Source organism: Leclercia sp. M50, assembly GCF_037150775.1.
Lineage (GTDB): Bacteria > Pseudomonadota > Gammaproteobacteria > Enterobacterales > Enterobacteriaceae > Enterobacter.
Genome location: NZ_JBBCPK010000003.1, coordinates 24,732 through 40,589 on the forward strand (window position 1 = coordinate 24,732; position 15,858 = coordinate 40,589).

Annotated in this window: 13 protein-coding genes; 6 read left to right on the top strand and 7 right to left on the bottom strand. The window is 58.8% G+C overall.

The features are described 5' to 3' along the window. Positions 1 to 191: 191 nt before the first annotated feature. The 3 genes from acs (at position 192) to actP (ending at position 4,243) form a co-directional block, all read left to right on the top strand. Entirely contained in the window at positions 192 to 2,150 is a 1,959-nt protein-coding gene (acs, locus tag WFM46_RS01125; protein ID WP_103177882.1) for an acetate--CoA ligase, read from the top strand. 132 nt (positions 2,151 to 2,282) lie between these two features. Continuing rightward, a complete protein-coding gene (locus tag WFM46_RS01130; protein WP_103177881.1) occupies positions 2,283 to 2,597 on the top strand; it encodes a DUF485 domain-containing protein in 315 nt (104 codons plus the stop codon). After that, positions 2,594 to 4,243: a cation/acetate symporter ActP gene (gene actP / locus WFM46_RS01135; protein ID WP_336996920.1), complete on the top strand. Its 1,650-nt coding sequence runs from the start codon at positions 2,594 to 2,596 to the stop codon at positions 4,241 to 4,243. The genes WFM46_RS01130 and actP overlap by 4 nt, the downstream gene beginning before the upstream one ends. Positions 4,244 to 4,453: 210 nt before the next feature. Here actP and WFM46_RS01140 read toward each other — a convergent pair whose 3' ends face one another. Continuing rightward, positions 4,454 to 6,031, bottom strand: coding sequence for a hypothetical protein (locus WFM46_RS01140; protein WP_156653736.1), 1,578 nt, complete (start codon positions 6,029 to 6,031; stop codon positions 4,454 to 4,456). A 45-nt stretch (positions 6,032 to 6,076) separates the two neighbouring features. Here WFM46_RS01140 and WFM46_RS01145 point away from each other — a divergent pair, with 45 nt between their 5' ends. Next, on the top strand, positions 6,077 to 7,372 hold the full coding sequence (locus tag WFM46_RS01145; RefSeq protein WP_103177878.1) for a Gfo/Idh/MocA family protein: 1,296 nt from the start codon (positions 6,077 to 6,079) through the stop codon (positions 7,370 to 7,372). 107 nt (positions 7,373 to 7,479) lie between these two features. Beyond that, the gene (locus WFM46_RS01150; RefSeq protein ID WP_336996921.1) at positions 7,480 to 8,757 is read left to right on the top strand and encodes an ABC transporter substrate-binding protein; all 1,278 of its coding nucleotides are present in this window, start codon (positions 7,480 to 7,482) and stop codon (positions 8,755 to 8,757) included. Positions 8,758 to 8,841: 84 nt separating this feature from the next. Here the strand turns inward: WFM46_RS01150 and WFM46_RS01155 are convergent, their stop codons facing one another. After that, positions 8,842 to 9,531 carry an LrgB family protein gene (locus WFM46_RS01155; RefSeq protein ID WP_114316142.1) on the bottom strand — a complete coding sequence of 230 codons (690 nt, stop codon included), beginning with the start codon at positions 9,529 to 9,531 and terminating at the stop codon, positions 8,842 to 8,844. After that, on the bottom strand, positions 9,524 to 9,934 hold the full coding sequence (locus WFM46_RS01160) for a CidA/LrgA family protein (protein ID WP_336996922.1): 411 nt from the start codon (positions 9,932 to 9,934) through the stop codon (positions 9,524 to 9,526). The genes WFM46_RS01155 and WFM46_RS01160 overlap by 8 nt, the downstream gene beginning before the upstream one ends. 101 nt (positions 9,935 to 10,035) lie before the next feature. On the opposite strand from WFM46_RS01160, the gene WFM46_RS01165 reads away from it, so the two are divergent. After that, positions 10,036 to 10,920: a LysR family transcriptional regulator gene (locus tag WFM46_RS01165; RefSeq protein WP_103177874.1), complete on the top strand. Its 885-nt coding sequence runs from the start codon at positions 10,036 to 10,038 to the stop codon at positions 10,918 to 10,920. 78 nt (positions 10,921 to 10,998) lie between these two features. Here the strand turns inward: WFM46_RS01165 and WFM46_RS01170 are convergent, their stop codons facing one another. The 4 genes from WFM46_RS01170 to soxR all read right to left on the bottom strand — a co-directional run bounded on the left by WFM46_RS01170 (position 10,999) and on the right by soxR (position 15,847). Then, positions 10,999 to 12,645: a Na+/H+ antiporter gene (locus WFM46_RS01170; protein WP_336996923.1), complete on the bottom strand. Its 1,647-nt coding sequence runs from the start codon at positions 12,643 to 12,645 to the stop codon at positions 10,999 to 11,001. 151 nt (positions 12,646 to 12,796) lie between these two features. Then, entirely contained in the window at positions 12,797 to 14,146 is a 1,350-nt protein-coding gene (gene ghxP / locus WFM46_RS01175; protein WP_103177872.1) for a guanine/hypoxanthine transporter GhxP, read from the bottom strand. A 296-nt stretch (positions 14,147 to 14,442) separates the two neighbouring features. Further along, positions 14,443 to 15,114, bottom strand: coding sequence for a glutathione S-transferase family protein (locus tag WFM46_RS01180; RefSeq protein WP_159340260.1), 672 nt, complete (start codon positions 15,112 to 15,114; stop codon positions 14,443 to 14,445). Between the two features lie 274 nt (positions 15,115 to 15,388). Further along, complete coding sequence (soxR, locus tag WFM46_RS01185) at positions 15,389 to 15,847, bottom strand: redox-sensitive transcriptional activator SoxR (protein ID WP_103177870.1); 459 nt, start codon at positions 15,845 to 15,847, stop codon at positions 15,389 to 15,391. Positions 15,848 to 15,858 lie beyond the last annotated feature (11 nt).

Sequence of the window (15,858 nt, forward strand, 5' to 3'; positions counted from 1 at the left end):
ACGCTTTTTTATCCATATAAGCAAATAATCTTCAAGAGCAATTATTTTCCTTCAAAGTGTCATTTGCGCGTTTTTTGTTCTCTTTAACATTTGCGTGATCTGTCGCCCAAATAGTAAACAAAGCTGCCAAAGCCCCTACAATTAACGTTTTTGCGACATATTATTAACATCCTACAAGGAGAACAAAAACCATGAGCCAAGTCCATAAACACGACATTCCCGCAAATATTGCGGACCGCTGCCTGATTAACCCTGAGCAGTACCAGGAGAAGTATCAACACTCCATCACCAACCCTGACGCCTTCTGGGGCGAGCAGGGTAAAATCCTTGACTGGATCACGCCCTATCAGACGGTCAAGAACACCTCTTTTGCCCCAGGTAACGTCTCTATTAAATGGTATGAAGACGGTACGCTGAACCTGGCCGCCAACTGTCTGGATCGCCACCTCGCCGAGCGCGGTGACCAGACGGCGATCATCTGGGAGGGCGACGACGCCACCCAGAGCAAAAATATCACCTACCGTGAACTGCACCGCGATGTCTGCCGCTTTGCTAACGTGCTGCTGGCGCAGGGCATCAAGAAAGGCGACGTGGTTGCCATCTATATGCCGATGGTGCCGGAAGCGGCCGTGGCGATGCTGGCCTGCGCCCGCATCGGCGCCGTGCACTCCGTGATCTTTGGCGGCTTCTCGCCGGAAGCGGTGGCCGGGCGCATTATCGACTCCAGCTCCAAACTGGTGATCACCGCCGACGAAGGCGTGCGTGCTGGCCGTGCCGTTCCGCTGAAAAAGAACGTCGATGACGCGCTGAAAAACCCCAATGTAAACAGCGTCAACAGTGTGATTGTGCTCAAGCGCACCGGCAACGCCATTGAATGGCATGAGGGGCGCGACCTCTGGTGGAGCGACCTGATTGAACAGGCCAGCGACCAGCACCAGCCGGAAGCGATGAATGCGGAAGATCCGCTGTTTATCCTTTATACCTCCGGCTCCACCGGCAAGCCGAAGGGCGTCCTGCACACCACCGGCGGCTATCTGGTCTATGCGGCCACCACCTTTAAGTATGTCTTTGATTATCATCAGGGTGATATCTACTGGTGCACCGCCGATGTGGGCTGGGTCACCGGCCACAGCTACCTGCTGTACGGCCCGCTGGCCTGCGGCGCCACCACCCTGATGTTTGAAGGGGTGCCAAACTGGCCGACGCCGGCGCGCATGAGCCAGGTGGTGGACAAACACCAGGTCAATATTCTCTACACCGCCCCGACCGCGATCCGCGCCCTGATGGCGGAAGGCGATAAGGCGATTGAAGGCACCGACCGCTCCTCCCTGCGTATCCTCGGTTCCGTGGGTGAGCCGATCAACCCGGAAGCCTGGGAGTGGTACTGGAAGAAGATCGGCAACGAGAAATGTCCGGTGGTCGATACCTGGTGGCAGACCGAAACCGGCGGGTTCATGATCACCCCGCTGCCGGGCGCCACTCAGCTGAAAGCCGGTTCCGCGACCCGTCCGTTCTTTGGCGTTCAGCCTGCGCTGGTGGATAACGAAGGCACGCCGCTGGAAGGGGCCACCGAAGGCAACCTGGTCATCACCGACTCCTGGCCGGGTCAGGCGCGCACCCTGTTTGGCGATCACGATCGCTTTGAGCAGACCTACTTCTCCACCTTCAAAAATATGTACTTCAGCGGCGACGGCGCGCGTCGTGATGAAGATGGCTACTACTGGATCACCGGCCGCGTGGACGACGTGCTGAACGTCTCCGGCCACCGTCTGGGGACCGCCGAGATCGAATCAGCCCTCGTGTCGCATCCGAAAATCGCCGAAGCGGCGGTGGTCGGTATTCCACACAACATCAAAGGCCAGGCGATCTATGCCTACGTCACCTTAAACCATGGCGAAGAGCCGTCACCCGAGCTCTATACCGAAGTGCGTAACTGGGTGCGGAAAGAGATTGGCCCGCTTGCCACCCCGGACGTGCTGCACTGGACCGACTCGCTGCCGAAAACCCGCTCCGGCAAAATCATGCGCCGTATTCTGCGCAAGATTGCGGCGGGGGATACCAGCAATTTAGGCGACACCTCTACGCTCGCCGATCCTGGCGTGGTGGACAAACTGCTCGAAGAGAAGCAGGCCATCGCAATGCCATCGTAACACCCTCACCTTAGCCCTCTCCCTTCAAGGGAGAGGGGAATATAAAAACCACCCCATAGGATTTCGCGTTGCAGGCACGTGACTGCTCAGGCTGCGTGAAAACCGAAGGGGGATACCTCTGGAGATTCTGTGATGAATGACAATATTTGTCAGCAGATAGAGAACAGTGCGCACTACAGGGAGCTGGTGGATAAACGGCAACGGTTTGCCTTCATTCTCTCTATTATCATGCTGATCATCTACGTGGGCTTTATCCTGCTGATCGCTTTTGCGCCGCACTGGCTGGGCACGCCGCTGCATGCGGGCACCAACGTCACGCGCGGCATCCCTATCGGCATCGGTGTGATCGTCGTTTCGTTTGTGCTGACCGGCGTCTACGTCTGGCGCGCTAACGGTGAGTTCGACCGTCTGAACAAAGCGGTACTGCGCGAGGTAAAAGCATCATGAAGAGAGTCCTGACGGCGCTTGCCGCCGCCCTCCCCCTCGCGGCAAATGCCGCCGATGCCATTGGCGGCGCGGTTGAACGCCAGCCGACCAACTGGCAGGCGATTGTGATGTTCCTGATCTTCGTGGTGCTGACGCTGTACATCACCTACTGGGCGTCGAAACGCGTGCGTTCCCGTAACGATTACTACACCGCGGGCGGCAACATTACCGGTTTCCAGAACGGGCTGGCCATCGCCGGTGACTTTATGTCGGCGGCCTCTTTCCTGGGGATCTCTGCGCTGGTCTATACCTCCGGCTACGACGGGCTGATCTACTCTCTGGGCTTCCTCGTCGGCTGGCCGATCATCCTGTTCCTGATCGCCGAACGCCTGCGCAACCTGGGGCGTTATACCTTTGCCGACGTGGCCTCCTATCGCCTGAAGCAGGGGCCGATTCGTACCCTTTCCGCCTGCGGCTCGCTGGTGGTAGTAGCCCTCTACCTGATTGCCCAGATGGTGGGGGCCGGCAAGCTGATCCAGCTGCTGTTCGGCCTGAACTACCATGTCGCGGTGGTGCTGGTGGGGGTGCTGATGGTGATGTATGTCCTGTTTGGCGGCATGCTCGCCACCACCTGGGTGCAGATCATCAAAGCGGTACTGCTGCTGTTCGGCGCCAGCTTTATGGCCTTTATGGTCATGAAGCATGTCGGCTTCAGCTTTAATAACCTCTTTACCGAAGCGATGGCGGTACACCCGAAAGGGGAAGCGATCATGAGCCCCGGCGGGCTGGTGAAAGATCCGATCTCGGCGCTGTCATTAGGGCTGGGCCTGATGTTTGGTACCGCGGGCCTGCCGCACATTCTGATGCGTTTCTTCACGGTGTCAGATGCGCGCGAAGCGCGTAAAAGCGTCTTCTACGCCACCGGCTTTATGGGTTACTTCTACATCCTGACCTTTATCATCGGCTTCGGCGCCATCATGCTGGTGGGTGCAAACCCGGCCTTCAAGGATGCGGCGGGCGCGCTGATTGGCGGCAACAACATGGCGGCAGTCCATCTGGCTGACGCGGTGGGCGGCAACCTGTTCCTCGGCTTTATCTCCGCCGTGGCCTTCGCCACGATTCTGGCGGTGGTGGCTGGCCTGACCCTGGCGGGTGCTTCTGCGGTCTCCCACGACCTCTATGCCAACGTCTGGCGTAAAGGCGCCTCTGAACGCGACGAACTGAAGGTCTCCAAAATCACCGTTCTGGTCCTGGGGGTCGTCGCCATTCTGTTGGGGATCCTGTTTGAGAATCAGAACATCGCCTTTATGGTGGGGCTGGTCTTCTCCATTGCGGCAAGCTGCAACTTCCCGATCATTCTGCTCTCTATGTACTGGTCGAAGCTGACCACCCGCGGAGCGATGATTGGCGGCTGGCTCGGCCTGCTGACGGCGGTGATCCTGATGATCCTCGGCCCGACCATCTGGGTGCAGATCCTCGGCCACGAAAGCGCCATCTTCCCGTATGAGTACCCGGCGCTCTTCTCCATCGCCGTGGCCTTTATCGGCATCTGGGTCTTCTCGGCAACCGATAACTCGCCGGAAGGCAACCTGGAGCGCGAGAAGTTCCGCGCCCAGTTTATCCGCTCCCAAACCGGCCTGGGTGTCGAACAGGGCCGCGCGCACTAAAACCCCCTCCCCGGCCACTGGTCGGGGAACACATTTTTTTCCCCTTCTGGTGACGTTTATCACGTCGCCAGAACAGAAAAAGCCGATGCGGATCACAGGCTTTATCTGCAATCCGCAACGTCCATCACACTTTTCCCGATTCCACGCCGATCCCCCGCTTTCCCTACCCGCTGTATACAGACAACCCCGACCGCAGTTTTTATTCTTTAGTTACAGCGACTCGCCGAGGCTTCTGGCAAAGCGCTCCAGCCGCGCCGGGCTCAGCAACAGCGGCAGGAAGAGCGGGCTGCTGGCGGGCGGATCTGTCAGCCAGCGATCCAGGGTGTCGCTGAAGTGCAGCAGCCGCTGCTGATGCTGCTTCAGGATGTCGGCAGGCAGACTTTGCGGACCGTAGTGATCCAGCCACACGACGTCGGTCACGGCGGCGGCGACGTGAGAGAACATCTGGCTGTAAATCTCCGCGCTGCGCCAGGCGGCCAGCAGGATCGCCAGGGTGTCGTCCGGGCAGGTCATACGTGGCATCAGCTCACGCAGGTTGTGCAGCGTACGTGACGCCAGGAAGCAGGCGGCCTCTTTTTCCAGCGCTACCCGCTCACGCTGCTCTTTGCCAAGGGCGGGATCGTCGGCGGGCATCAGCGGCTGCCAGGCGTGCAGCCAGTTAGCGCTGCGGGTGTCCGTATGGAGCAATTGCTGCGCCTGGGCAATGCTCTCCGGGATCTGGCTCTGGTAGTGCAACCGCCGTCCGAGGAAGTTTGGCGTTTTGCACAGCCAGTCGTAGCTGGCGTGGAGGATGGCCGAAAGCTGATGTTTGTCCGCCAAAGCGCGAAAGCCGAACTGGTGGTGTTCCGCCCAGCGCTCGAAGGTAGCGGGCAGCGCGGCATCGGCGGCATGGTTGGCGGCAGAGAGGCCAAACAGGTTGATGGCGTTGACGGAGTCCATCACCCGGCTGTCGGGCAACCACTGCCAGCTCACGCGGGAGGTAATCGCTTCGATTTCGTTTTCTGTGGCGCTGAGCGCCCAGCTTAAGCGGCCACCAATCTCATCGGCCAGATAGCACGGCAGTGCGCTCCAGCCGTAGCCGATACCGAAGAGATCGTACTCGATCCACTTTTTATGCCCCGGCAGGGTGGCGATGTTGGGATGGTTGGCAAAACCGGGGTGGTAATCCAGCTCGGTGGCTTTTACCGAGGCGCGCACGTCGTCCGGGAGCGTCGCCAGAATGCCGGAGAGCTGCTGTCGCGGCCAGCTGTTGTCAATGAAGTCGCGCAGGATGAGCTTTTTTCCCTGGGCGCGCAGCAGGCTCCAGACATCATGCAGGCTTTGCTGCCAGCGGCTGGTCTGAAAGTCTGGCGTCGTCAGGCTGAGAATAAGCCCGCCGAGATGGGGCAGCGCCTGTAAAAGCGGATGCAGTATCGCGGCATAAAAAGGGTGCCAGAAATCGGGCGCGTGCTTTTCGTCGAACGTCAGTTCCGGAAATTTACGCTTAATAATGTCGTCATTGGGCGCGGCCTCACCCTGAAGCCAGAACGATAAATTATTTTCCGCCAGGTAACGGTCGACGCGTTTTAAATAGTGCAGGGCGTAATTTTGCTGATGAATAAGGTTCTCGACGTTGAGTTTCTGGCTTAACGGCGAGGGCGTCGCAAGTATTGAAAGCAGTTCCTGTTGGTGCAGGATGATGCCAGTGAAACCGTGCTGTTTCGCGCTTTTCACCCCCTGAATAAACCAGGGCCAGTGCCAGATAAACGTGCTGTTCAGCTCCATCAGTTGATGGGGAATACGTTTCATTGCGTCACCTGCTGATATTAATTCTGTTATTTAATCGAGGATGCCATGAAAAAATATGCTCTGGTCGGGACCGGCGGTCGCGCGGGTTTATATATTTCCGCCATCGGTGGCGCCTGGCGGGAAAATGCCAGACTGGTCGCGTTCTGTGATACTAACAAGACGCGTATGCAGTACGCCAATCAGTTATTAAAAAACGAAGGGGCGGATCCGGTTTCCACCTGGCAGGCGGCGCAGTTTGAAGAGATGATCCGCGAGACGCAGCCCGATGTCGTCATTGTCACCACCATGGACCGCACCCATGACGACTACATCGTTCGCGCCCTGCACGCCGGCTGCGATGTGATCACCGAAAAGCCGATGACCATCGACGAACAGCGCGCCCTGCGCATACTCGATGCCATTGAAGAGACGGGCCGCAGCGTGCGCGTGGCCTTCAACTACCGCTACGCGCCGCACCACAGTAAAGTGCGCGAACTGCTGATGCAGGGGACGATCGGCAAGGTCACCTCGGTCCATTTCGAGTGGCTGCTTAACACCGAACACGGCGCGGACTACTTCCGCCGCTGGCATCGGGAAAAGCGCAATAGCGGCGGCCTGCTGGTGCATAAATCCACCCACCACTTCGATCTGATGAATTTCTGGCTGGGCAGCTACCCGGAACGGGTTTACGCCGAAGGCAGCCTGCAGTTCTACGGCAGGGAGAATGCGGAGAAACGCGGCGTGACCCGGTTCTACCCGCGCGCCCACGGCTTTGCCGACGCGAAAGACGACCCGTTTGCGCTGCATATGGAAGAGAATGCGCAACTTAAGGCGCTCTATCTGGACGCCGAACACGAAGATCGCTACTTCCGCGACCAGAGCGTCTTCAGCGACGGGATCACCATCGAAGATACGATGTCGGTGCTGGTGAAATACCAGAACCAGGTTCAGCTCACCTACTCCCTCAATGCCTACCTGCCGTGGGAAGGGCTGAACGTGGTCTTTAACGGCACCGAAGGGCGTCTGGAGATGAAGATCGTCGAGAAGTCGTACGTCAATGCCGGGGGAGAGCGGGAAAATGAGGGCAGCCTGGAGCAGTGCGACCTCACCGTCTTCCCGATGTTTGCCGAACCCTGGAAAGCGGAATTCAGCCTCGGTGAAGGGGGGCACGGCGGCGGCGACAACGCGATGCTGGCCGACCTGTTCGGCGCGCCACGCCACGATCCGCTGCAGCGCGCAGCCGACCACCGTGCCGGGGCCATGTCTATCCTCACCGGCATTGCGGGCAATATCTCCATGCAGCAGCAGCGTCCGGTCAACTTTAAGGAGTTTGAGCTGGTATCCCGTCTGACGAAACGCTAAGCGTCTCACGCCGGCGCGGCCCGCTGCCGCGCCGGAACCGCCGGTAGTATTGTGCAGTTACTCACCTGTTTAATAACAATATTTATGCCTCTGTTCCGGAGACAATAATGAAAAAACTCGTTTCAGGTGTTATCGCATCGCTGTTATTTTCCTGTACCTCTGTCTGGGCACAATCGCCCGTTGAACTACGCATGTCGTGGTGGGGTGGCAACAGCCGCCACCAGGCGACACTGAAAGCGCTGGAAGCCTTCGAAAAAGCGCATCCGGAGATTAAGGTGAAGCCCGAATATACCGGCTGGGACGGGCATCTTTCGCGCCTGACCACCCAGATGGCGAGCGGCACCGAGCCGGACGTAATGCAGACCAACTGGCCCTGGCTGATCCTCTTTTCCAAAAATGGTGAAGGGTATTACGACCTGAATAAGCTGAAAGCGGAGCTCGATTTAAGCCAGTACCAGGCGCAGGATCTGCAATCGACCACGGTGAAAGGCAAGCTCAATGGCCTGCCGATTTCGGTCAACGCCCCGGTCTTTTACTACAACGACGTCACCTGGCAGAAAGCCGGGCTGGCGTATCCGAAAACCTGGGACGACTTTTTTGCCGCCGGGAAAGCGTTCCAGCAAACGCTGGGCAACAACTACTACCCCTACGCCATGGTCGATCAGGATGTCATTTTGCTGCTCAATGCGTACATGATGCAGACCCACCAGAAGTCGATGTTCAACAGTGATGGCACCTTCGCCTGGAACGACGCGCAGTGGGTCGAGGCCTTCGATTTTGTGAAACGTCTGAGCGAGGACCACGTTCTGCCGTCGCCCAAAACCCTCTCTTCCTACGGCAAGGGCAACCTCTATGAGATGAAGCCGTGGATTAACGGTGAGTGGGGCGGGCTCTTCACCTGGAACATCACCATTCGCATGTTTGCCAACAACATGACGCCACCGGCGAAACTGGTGCTGGGCGATTACGTGATGCAGCCCGGCACAGAGGAGTCCGGGGTCTACTTCAAAACGGCACAGATGCTGTCGGTGGCAAAATCCACTAAACATCCGAAAGAGGCGGCAATCCTGGTGAATTACCTGCTTAACGATCCGCAGTCGGTGGAGGCCCTTGGGCTGGAGCGCGGCATTCCGCTCAACAAGGCGGCGGAGGCGCAGCTGACGGAGAAAGGGGTGATTGACCCGCAGGATCCGGTGATTGCCGGGCTACGCCAGGCGCAATCGCTGCATACCACGGTCGTCGCCACGCCCTATATCGAGGATTTACAGGTGATCGACCAGTTCACCTCGGCGCGGGAAAAACTGGAGCAGGGCCAGGCACCCGCTCAGGTCGCGGCGGATTTCCGCCAGAAGGTGGAGCGGATTGTGCGCAGACTTAACCGTTAGAGTATTGCCCGGCGGCGCTGCGCTTGCACGGGCCTACGGTCTTTGTAGGCCGGGTAAGCGCAGCGCCACCCGGCAGAAAACGGCTCAGAACATCAGCCAGCCCACCAGCGGGGCCACCAGCACCATCAACACGCCGGAGAGCATCATCACCAGGCTTGCCACCACGCCCTCCTGCTGGCCCAGCTCGTAGGAGCGCGCGGTGCCCGCCCCGTGGGAGGCCGCGCCAAACCCGGCCCCTTTCGCCATCCCTTCGCGAATGGAGAGGCGCAGAAAAAGCATGTCCCCTACCGCCATACCAAACACCCCGGTGACCACCACGAACAGCGCCACCAGATCCGGCTGTCCGCCGAGCGGTTTTGCCGCCGCCAGGGCAAAGGGCGTGGTGACGGAGCGTACCGCCAGGCTGCGCTGGATCTCGTCCGACAGGGTAAACAACCGCGCCAGCCAGACCGAGCTGGTGACGGCCACCACCGTGGCGGTGATCACCCCGGCGGAGAGCGACATCCAGTGGCGTTTTATCACCGCGAGGTTGTCGTAGACCGGCACCGCAAAGGCGATGGTCGCCGGACCCAGCAGCCACAGCAGCCAGTGCGCTTCGCCAATATAGTTCTGCCACGAGATATGCCCCCACACCAGCATCATCACCAGCAGGATCGGGGTGAAAACCAGCGGCATCAGGGGCAGTTTACGAAAGCGGCGGTAGAGGCGCTTGTTGGCAAAATAGATAATCAGCGTCACCACCAGGCAGAGGACGCTGACCTGAAAGTTAGTCATGTTTCTGCCTGCTGATTTCAAAGCGGTAGACTTTATCCACCACCCACGCGGTCGCGCCCAGCACCATCAGGGTGCTCAGGGCGATCACCGCAAAGATACGCCAGCCGTCCACCATCAGCAGTTGGACGTAATTGACCACCGCCACCACTGCCGGAACGAAAAAGAGCAGCATCTCCGCCAGCAGCCAGCGCGACCCCGCCCGCACCCAGCTGAGAGGAATAACGCGACAGAGGATCAGGCTGAACATCAGCACCATGCCGACCAGATTGGCCGGCAGCGGCAGATGGAGCCAGCGAACAAGGTATTCAGCGAAGACAAAAATAGCGGCATAGAGCAGGACCTGAACCGGTACCTGGAGTCGTTGCACGACGGCAGGCGTAACGCGACCTAACGCCACGGTCATGGGGGATTTCCTCAAAATGAGACGGAGCGCCAGTATAGTCAGCGCCCGTAATTGACTGAAATGAATTAAAATCATCAAAGGTATAGTTTCGAGGAATAGTCATGGACATACGCACGCTGCGTTACTTTGTCGAAGTGGTCCGCCAGCAGAGTTTTACCCGCGCCGCGGAGAAGCTCTTTGTTACCCAGCCCACCATCAGCAAAATGCTGAAAAACCTCGAAGATGAACTCAACTGTACCCTACTGATCCGCGACGGGCGCAAGCTGCTGCTGACCGACACAGGCCGCGTGGTGTTTGAGCGCGGGCTGGCGATCCTGGCGGAGTTTCGCCAGCTGGAGGCCGAGCTTGGCGACATCAACCACCTGAACAAGGGCATACTGCGCCTCGGCATCCCGCCAATGGTGGGAATGATGATGGCGGGACCCATCGGCCTGTTTCGCCAGCGTTATCCCGGCGTGGAGCTAAAAATTTCTGAATTTGGCGGCTTAACCGTCCAGCAGGCGGTGATCAACGGCGAGCTGGATCTGGCCATGACCGCCCTGCCGGTGGAAGAGGATAGCGGTCTGACGGCGCTGCCGCTGTTCAGCCATCCGCTCTGTGTGCTGGTGCCGCGCTCCGGCAGCTGGCTGTCGCTCGACGCCATCAACCCTGAACTCCTCGCCGAGCATCCGCTGCTGATCTACAACGAAGATTTTGCCCTCAGCCGCCAGCTGATGCAGCTGTTCAACCAGCACGGCGTTAAGCCGCGTATCGCGGTGCGCAGCGGGCAGTGGGACTTTCTGGCCGCCATGGTGCAGGCGGGGGTGGGAATTGCCATCCTGCCGCAGCCCATCTGCGAACGGCTGGATAAAAAGACCCTGCGCTGGATCCCGCTCCAGAGCGATCTGCACTGGCAGCTGGGGATGATCTGGCGGGAAGGGGTCTATCTGTCGCACAGCGCTCAGGCGTGGTTGAAATGTTGTGAAGGGTTTTGGGTGGGAGAATAGCGCCGGGTGGCGGCGTCGCCTTACCCGGCCTACGGTTTACCAGGCCCGGTAAGCGCAGCGCCACCGGGCAATCAACCACTACGGCTTCTCAACCAACAGCGCTTCCATCAGATCGAGATCGTGCAGCAGTTTTTGCAGCGTCTCGTTGCTGATCTCCCGGGTGGCGCGCAGATGATACAGCTCCGCACGTTCGGCGCGCAGCGCGGCCAGGCGGAAGCGACGCTCCAGGTTCTCTTCCTGCAGCGAGCTCTCTACGTCATTTCGGCCATCCGCGCGGCGGCGCAGGTTACCAATGACCCGCGAGCTCACCTCTTTCAGCAGCTGGGTATCGAGGTTCTCTTCGGTATCGGCCGCCAGGCGCTCTTCCATCTTCTGGATGGTGACAATCGCCACTTCCGCGGTGGCCGCCCGGGCGATACGCGCCTCTTTATGCTGCTGGACGTGATCGCCCACCTCCATGTGTTGCAGCAGGATGGGCAGCATCACCACGCCGACAAACAGCGAGAACAAGATCACCCCGGCGGCCAGGAACACCAGCTCGTAGCGGGCCGGGAAGACATCGCCGGTCGGCAACAGCAGCGGAATGGAGAGCACACCGGCCAGGGTGATCGCCCCGCGCACGCCCGCAAAGGTGGAAATCAGCAGTTCACGGGTCGTCCAGGAGCCAAACTCCATCGGTTTATTTTTCAGGAAGCGGACGCTGAATTTTTTCATCGTCCACAGCCAGCCGAAACGCACCAGCATCAGCGCGGCATAAATCAGCACGATATCGGTAAAGAGCATCCAGGTGTCGACGTTCGGGTCGGCCTCTGCCGCCACCAGCGAAGACTCAAGAATGCCCGGCAGCTGCAGGCCCAACAGCAGGAAGACCATGCCGTTAAAGACAAACTCCAGCATCGACCAGGTGCTGTTGGCACGCAGGCGCATCGCCAGCGGCGCGGTACGCATCACGCCGGAACGGGTGATGGTCATCCCCGCGGCCACCGCCGCCAGAATGCCCGACACGCCAATGTGCTCGGCAATCAGATAAGAGGCGAATGGCAGCAGGAACAGCAGTACGATCTGCGTGGCGGGTTCATCACCGCCCCAGCGGCTGAGGAAGCGCAGCGAACGGCCATACAGCCAGCTCACCACAAACCCGGCGAGGATACCGCCAATCGCCACTTTCAAGAACTCTACGGTGGCGCCGCCGACGGTAAAAATCATGGTACCCATCGCCACGGCAACGGCAAACTTCAGGGCCACCAGGCCGGAGGCGTCGTTCATTAGCGCCTCACCCTGCAGGATGCCCATGATTTTTTTCGGCATGCGCCCTTCACCGACGATGCCGGAGAGCGCCACGGCATCCGTTGGCGACAGCACCGCCGCCAGTGCAAAGGCTGGTATCAGCGGGATCCCCGGCACCACCCAGTAGATGAGAAAGCCAATCCCCACCACGGTGACCACCACCAGCGCCAGCGCCAGACCCAGGATCTCGCGCCCGTGCTCAAGAAACTCGCGCGTGGGCGTTTTCCAGCCGTCGGCAAAAAGCAAAGGAGGAATAAACAGCACCAGAAACAGTTCCGGATCAAACTCGACATGCAATCCGAACGTCGGCCAGGCCAGCAGAGCACCGATGGCAATCTGCATGAGCGGCAGCGGTAGCTGAAAGGGCAGTACGCGGGTAACTACCCCGGAAAGTGAGACCACAAGGGTCATGATGAGTATTGTGAAGAAAATTTCCATGCGTTCCCTGTTTGCGATAATTCTGTTCGTTTAGGCCACTGGCATCGTGCCTTAATGTACCTTTCCCAGAGTAACGCATAAGACAACGAGATGTGTCCTGAAAATAAAGACGGGCGGCCTGAGCCACCCGTCTTTTTACGCCGCATATGGCTTAGATAGCCCAGCCGCCCGCGTAGAAGACCACCAGCGCGACGGCAATCACCACCGTACCGATGTTCAGTTTACGCCATTCGCCTGAGACGATACGGCCAATCACCAGCGAGGCAAAACCAATCATGATGCCGGTAACAATGTTACAGGTCAGCACGATAAATACCGCGGTGATAAGGCCGGACATTGCGTCGACGAAATCGGCAAAATCAATCTTCGCCACGTTGCTCAGCATCAGCAGACCCACATACATCAGCGCAGGGGCGGTGGCGTAAGCCGGCACCAGATACGAGAGCGGCGCGAGGAACAGGATCAGCAGGAACAGCACGCCGATGGTAATCGCCGTCAGACCGGTTTTACCGCCTGCCGCCGTACCCGCCGCCGATTCGATATACACCGCAGCAGGTGCCGCCCCGACCAGACCCGAGAAGACGCTGCTCAGGGAGTCGGTGGTCAGCGCTTTGCCGCCGTCGATAATCTGGCCATCTTTATCCAGCAGGTTAGCCTGACCGGCTACCGCGCGGATGGTACCGGTGGCATCGAAGACCGCGGTCATCACCAGCGCCAGCACGCTTGGCAGCACGACCGGGTTGAGCGCCCCTACGATATCCAGGCTGCCAATCAACGAGTTGCCGTTTTCGTCACTCAGGGATGGCATGGCGAATACGCCGGAGAAGTGTACGGCAGGATCGAAAATCAGGCCGACAATGGAGACGCCGATGATGGTCAGCAGGATGCCGCCCGGCACTTTCAGTTTTTCCAGACCAATGATCACCGCCAGGCCAATCAGCGACATGATCACCGGGAAGCTGGCGAAATTACCCAGCGCAACCGGCAGACCGTCCAGCGGGTTTTTGATAACCAGACCCACGCCGTTGGCGGCAATCAGCAGCAGGAACAGACCGATACCAATCCCCGTCCCGTGGGCGATGCCCTGCGGCAGGTTGCGCAGGATCCAGCTACGGATACCGGTGGCAGAGATAATGGTAAACAGCACACCCATCAGGAACACGGCGCCCAGCGCAACCGGCACGCTGATCTGCTGACCCAGCACCAGGCTGAACGCGGTAAAAGCGGTCAGCGAGATGGCACAGCCGATCGCCAGCGGCAGGTTAGCCCACAGGCCCATCACGATGGAGCCGACACCGGCAACCAGACAGGTGGCGACAAAGACCGCCGCCGGTGGGAAACCAGCTTTACCCAGCATGCCCGGCACCACGATCACCGAGTAGACCATCGCCAGGAACGTCGTCAGACCGGCAACGATCTCCTGACGCGCGGTGCTGCCGCGGGCAGAAATTTTAAAAAAGGCGTCGAGTGAACCGCCGGTACGCGCAGATGGCGTAGACATAGAAAACATCCCCTGAAAATTATAATTGTCGTCTGTCAGCGTGACGGACACTCCACGACCCGCTAAACGTCATATCCTTGTGCTGCGTTTATGACAAAAAGGGGAGTCATAAAAAAGCAAACGTTTAGCTTTGCGCTGACAAAACGGGTGTCGAAATGAAGGCAAACGATTATCCGTCCTCAATGCGGGCATTTTCAACTTAACTTTGACGTTTTTCGCTAAAATGCGTGCGAGGCGGTGAAGAAGTGAACAGAGTATGCGCAAACGTTATCGTGAATGGCAATTTGATAACAATTTCAGGACCCGCCGGGGATCTCGAACGGCCCGCCCTGCTGGATCGCCCGCTGCCAGGCCGGACGCATTTCGACATTTTTCTTCCAGTTTTGCAGGCGGGGAAGATTATCTATGCCGCCGCGTTCCAGCAGGGCGAAGACCGGAAAGCTCATCTGCACGTCCGCCATGCTGAGATGATCCCCGGCGAACCAGCGATGCTTCTCCAGCGAGGACTCCAGAAAGCGGGCATGCGTTTCCAGCTGGCGGTTAAGATAAGCCTTCTCTACCCCCTGCCCCAGCACCTTGCCGAGCGTTCGCAGGCCAAACGGGACGGGCGGTTTACCGAGGCTGGCGAAGACCAGCTTCATCAGCAGCAGCGGCATTAACGAGCCTTCTGCGTAATGGAGCCAGAAACGGTATTGCAGTTTTAGCTCACGCTCCTGCGGCTTCATCTGCCCCCCGGGATCGTAAGTTTCCTGCAAATATTCGAGGATAGCGCCCGATTCCGCCAGGATCAGGCCGTTATCCTCCAGCACCGGGGATTTTCCCAGCGGGTGGATTTTACGCAGCGTGGCGGGGGCCATCATGGTCTTATCCCGCTGATAACGAACGATCTGGTAAGGCAGAGAGAGCTCTTCCAGCGCCCAGAGCACGCGCTGCGATCGGGACTGATTGAGGTGGTGGACCGTTATCATTGTTATCTCCAGTCAGGCGTATCCACTAACTATAGAAAATTGCACAACCTGGCGAAAAAATTTTGCCGAGTTTTTGCGCGATGAGGCTGGCAAAGCTAAGGCTGCGGCCTAGACTTAAAGTGTCAGCACAAGCCGGAACCTCCACCAGATGCTCGACTGAGGGGTGTTGATGTCGGGGGAAACCCTCCTGTGAACCAGCGGGATAGAGAGAAAGACAAAGACCGGGAATAACTAAAGCGCCCTGTTGTGGCGCTTTAGTTTTTTATATGTCCGGCTAATCCTCTTCCAGCAGCCGCGCGCCGGTACCCTGTTCGCCCAGCTTATCGCCAGGGTTACGCAGCGGGCAGTCGCTGCGCGACAGGCATCCGCAACCAATACATCCATCCAGCTCATCGCGCAGCGCCACCAGAGTGTGAATGCGCCGGTCCAGCTCATCGCGCCACTGGGAAGAGAGGGCCTTCCACTCCTTTGCGCTCAGGGTATGCCCTTCCGGCAGGATGCCAAACGCCTCGCCAATGGTGGCCAGCGGGATGCCAATACGCTGGGCAATCTTAATGATCGCCACATAGCGCAGCACGTCACGGGTATAGCGGCGCTGGTTGCCGGCGTTGCGGATGCTTTTAATTAACCCTTTGCTTTCATAGAAGTGCAGCGCAGAGACCGCCACACCGCTACGCCTTGCCACCTCGCCCGGCGACAGCAGCGGTTTAATCCGCGGTAATTTCTTTTCCATAAAACCTCTTT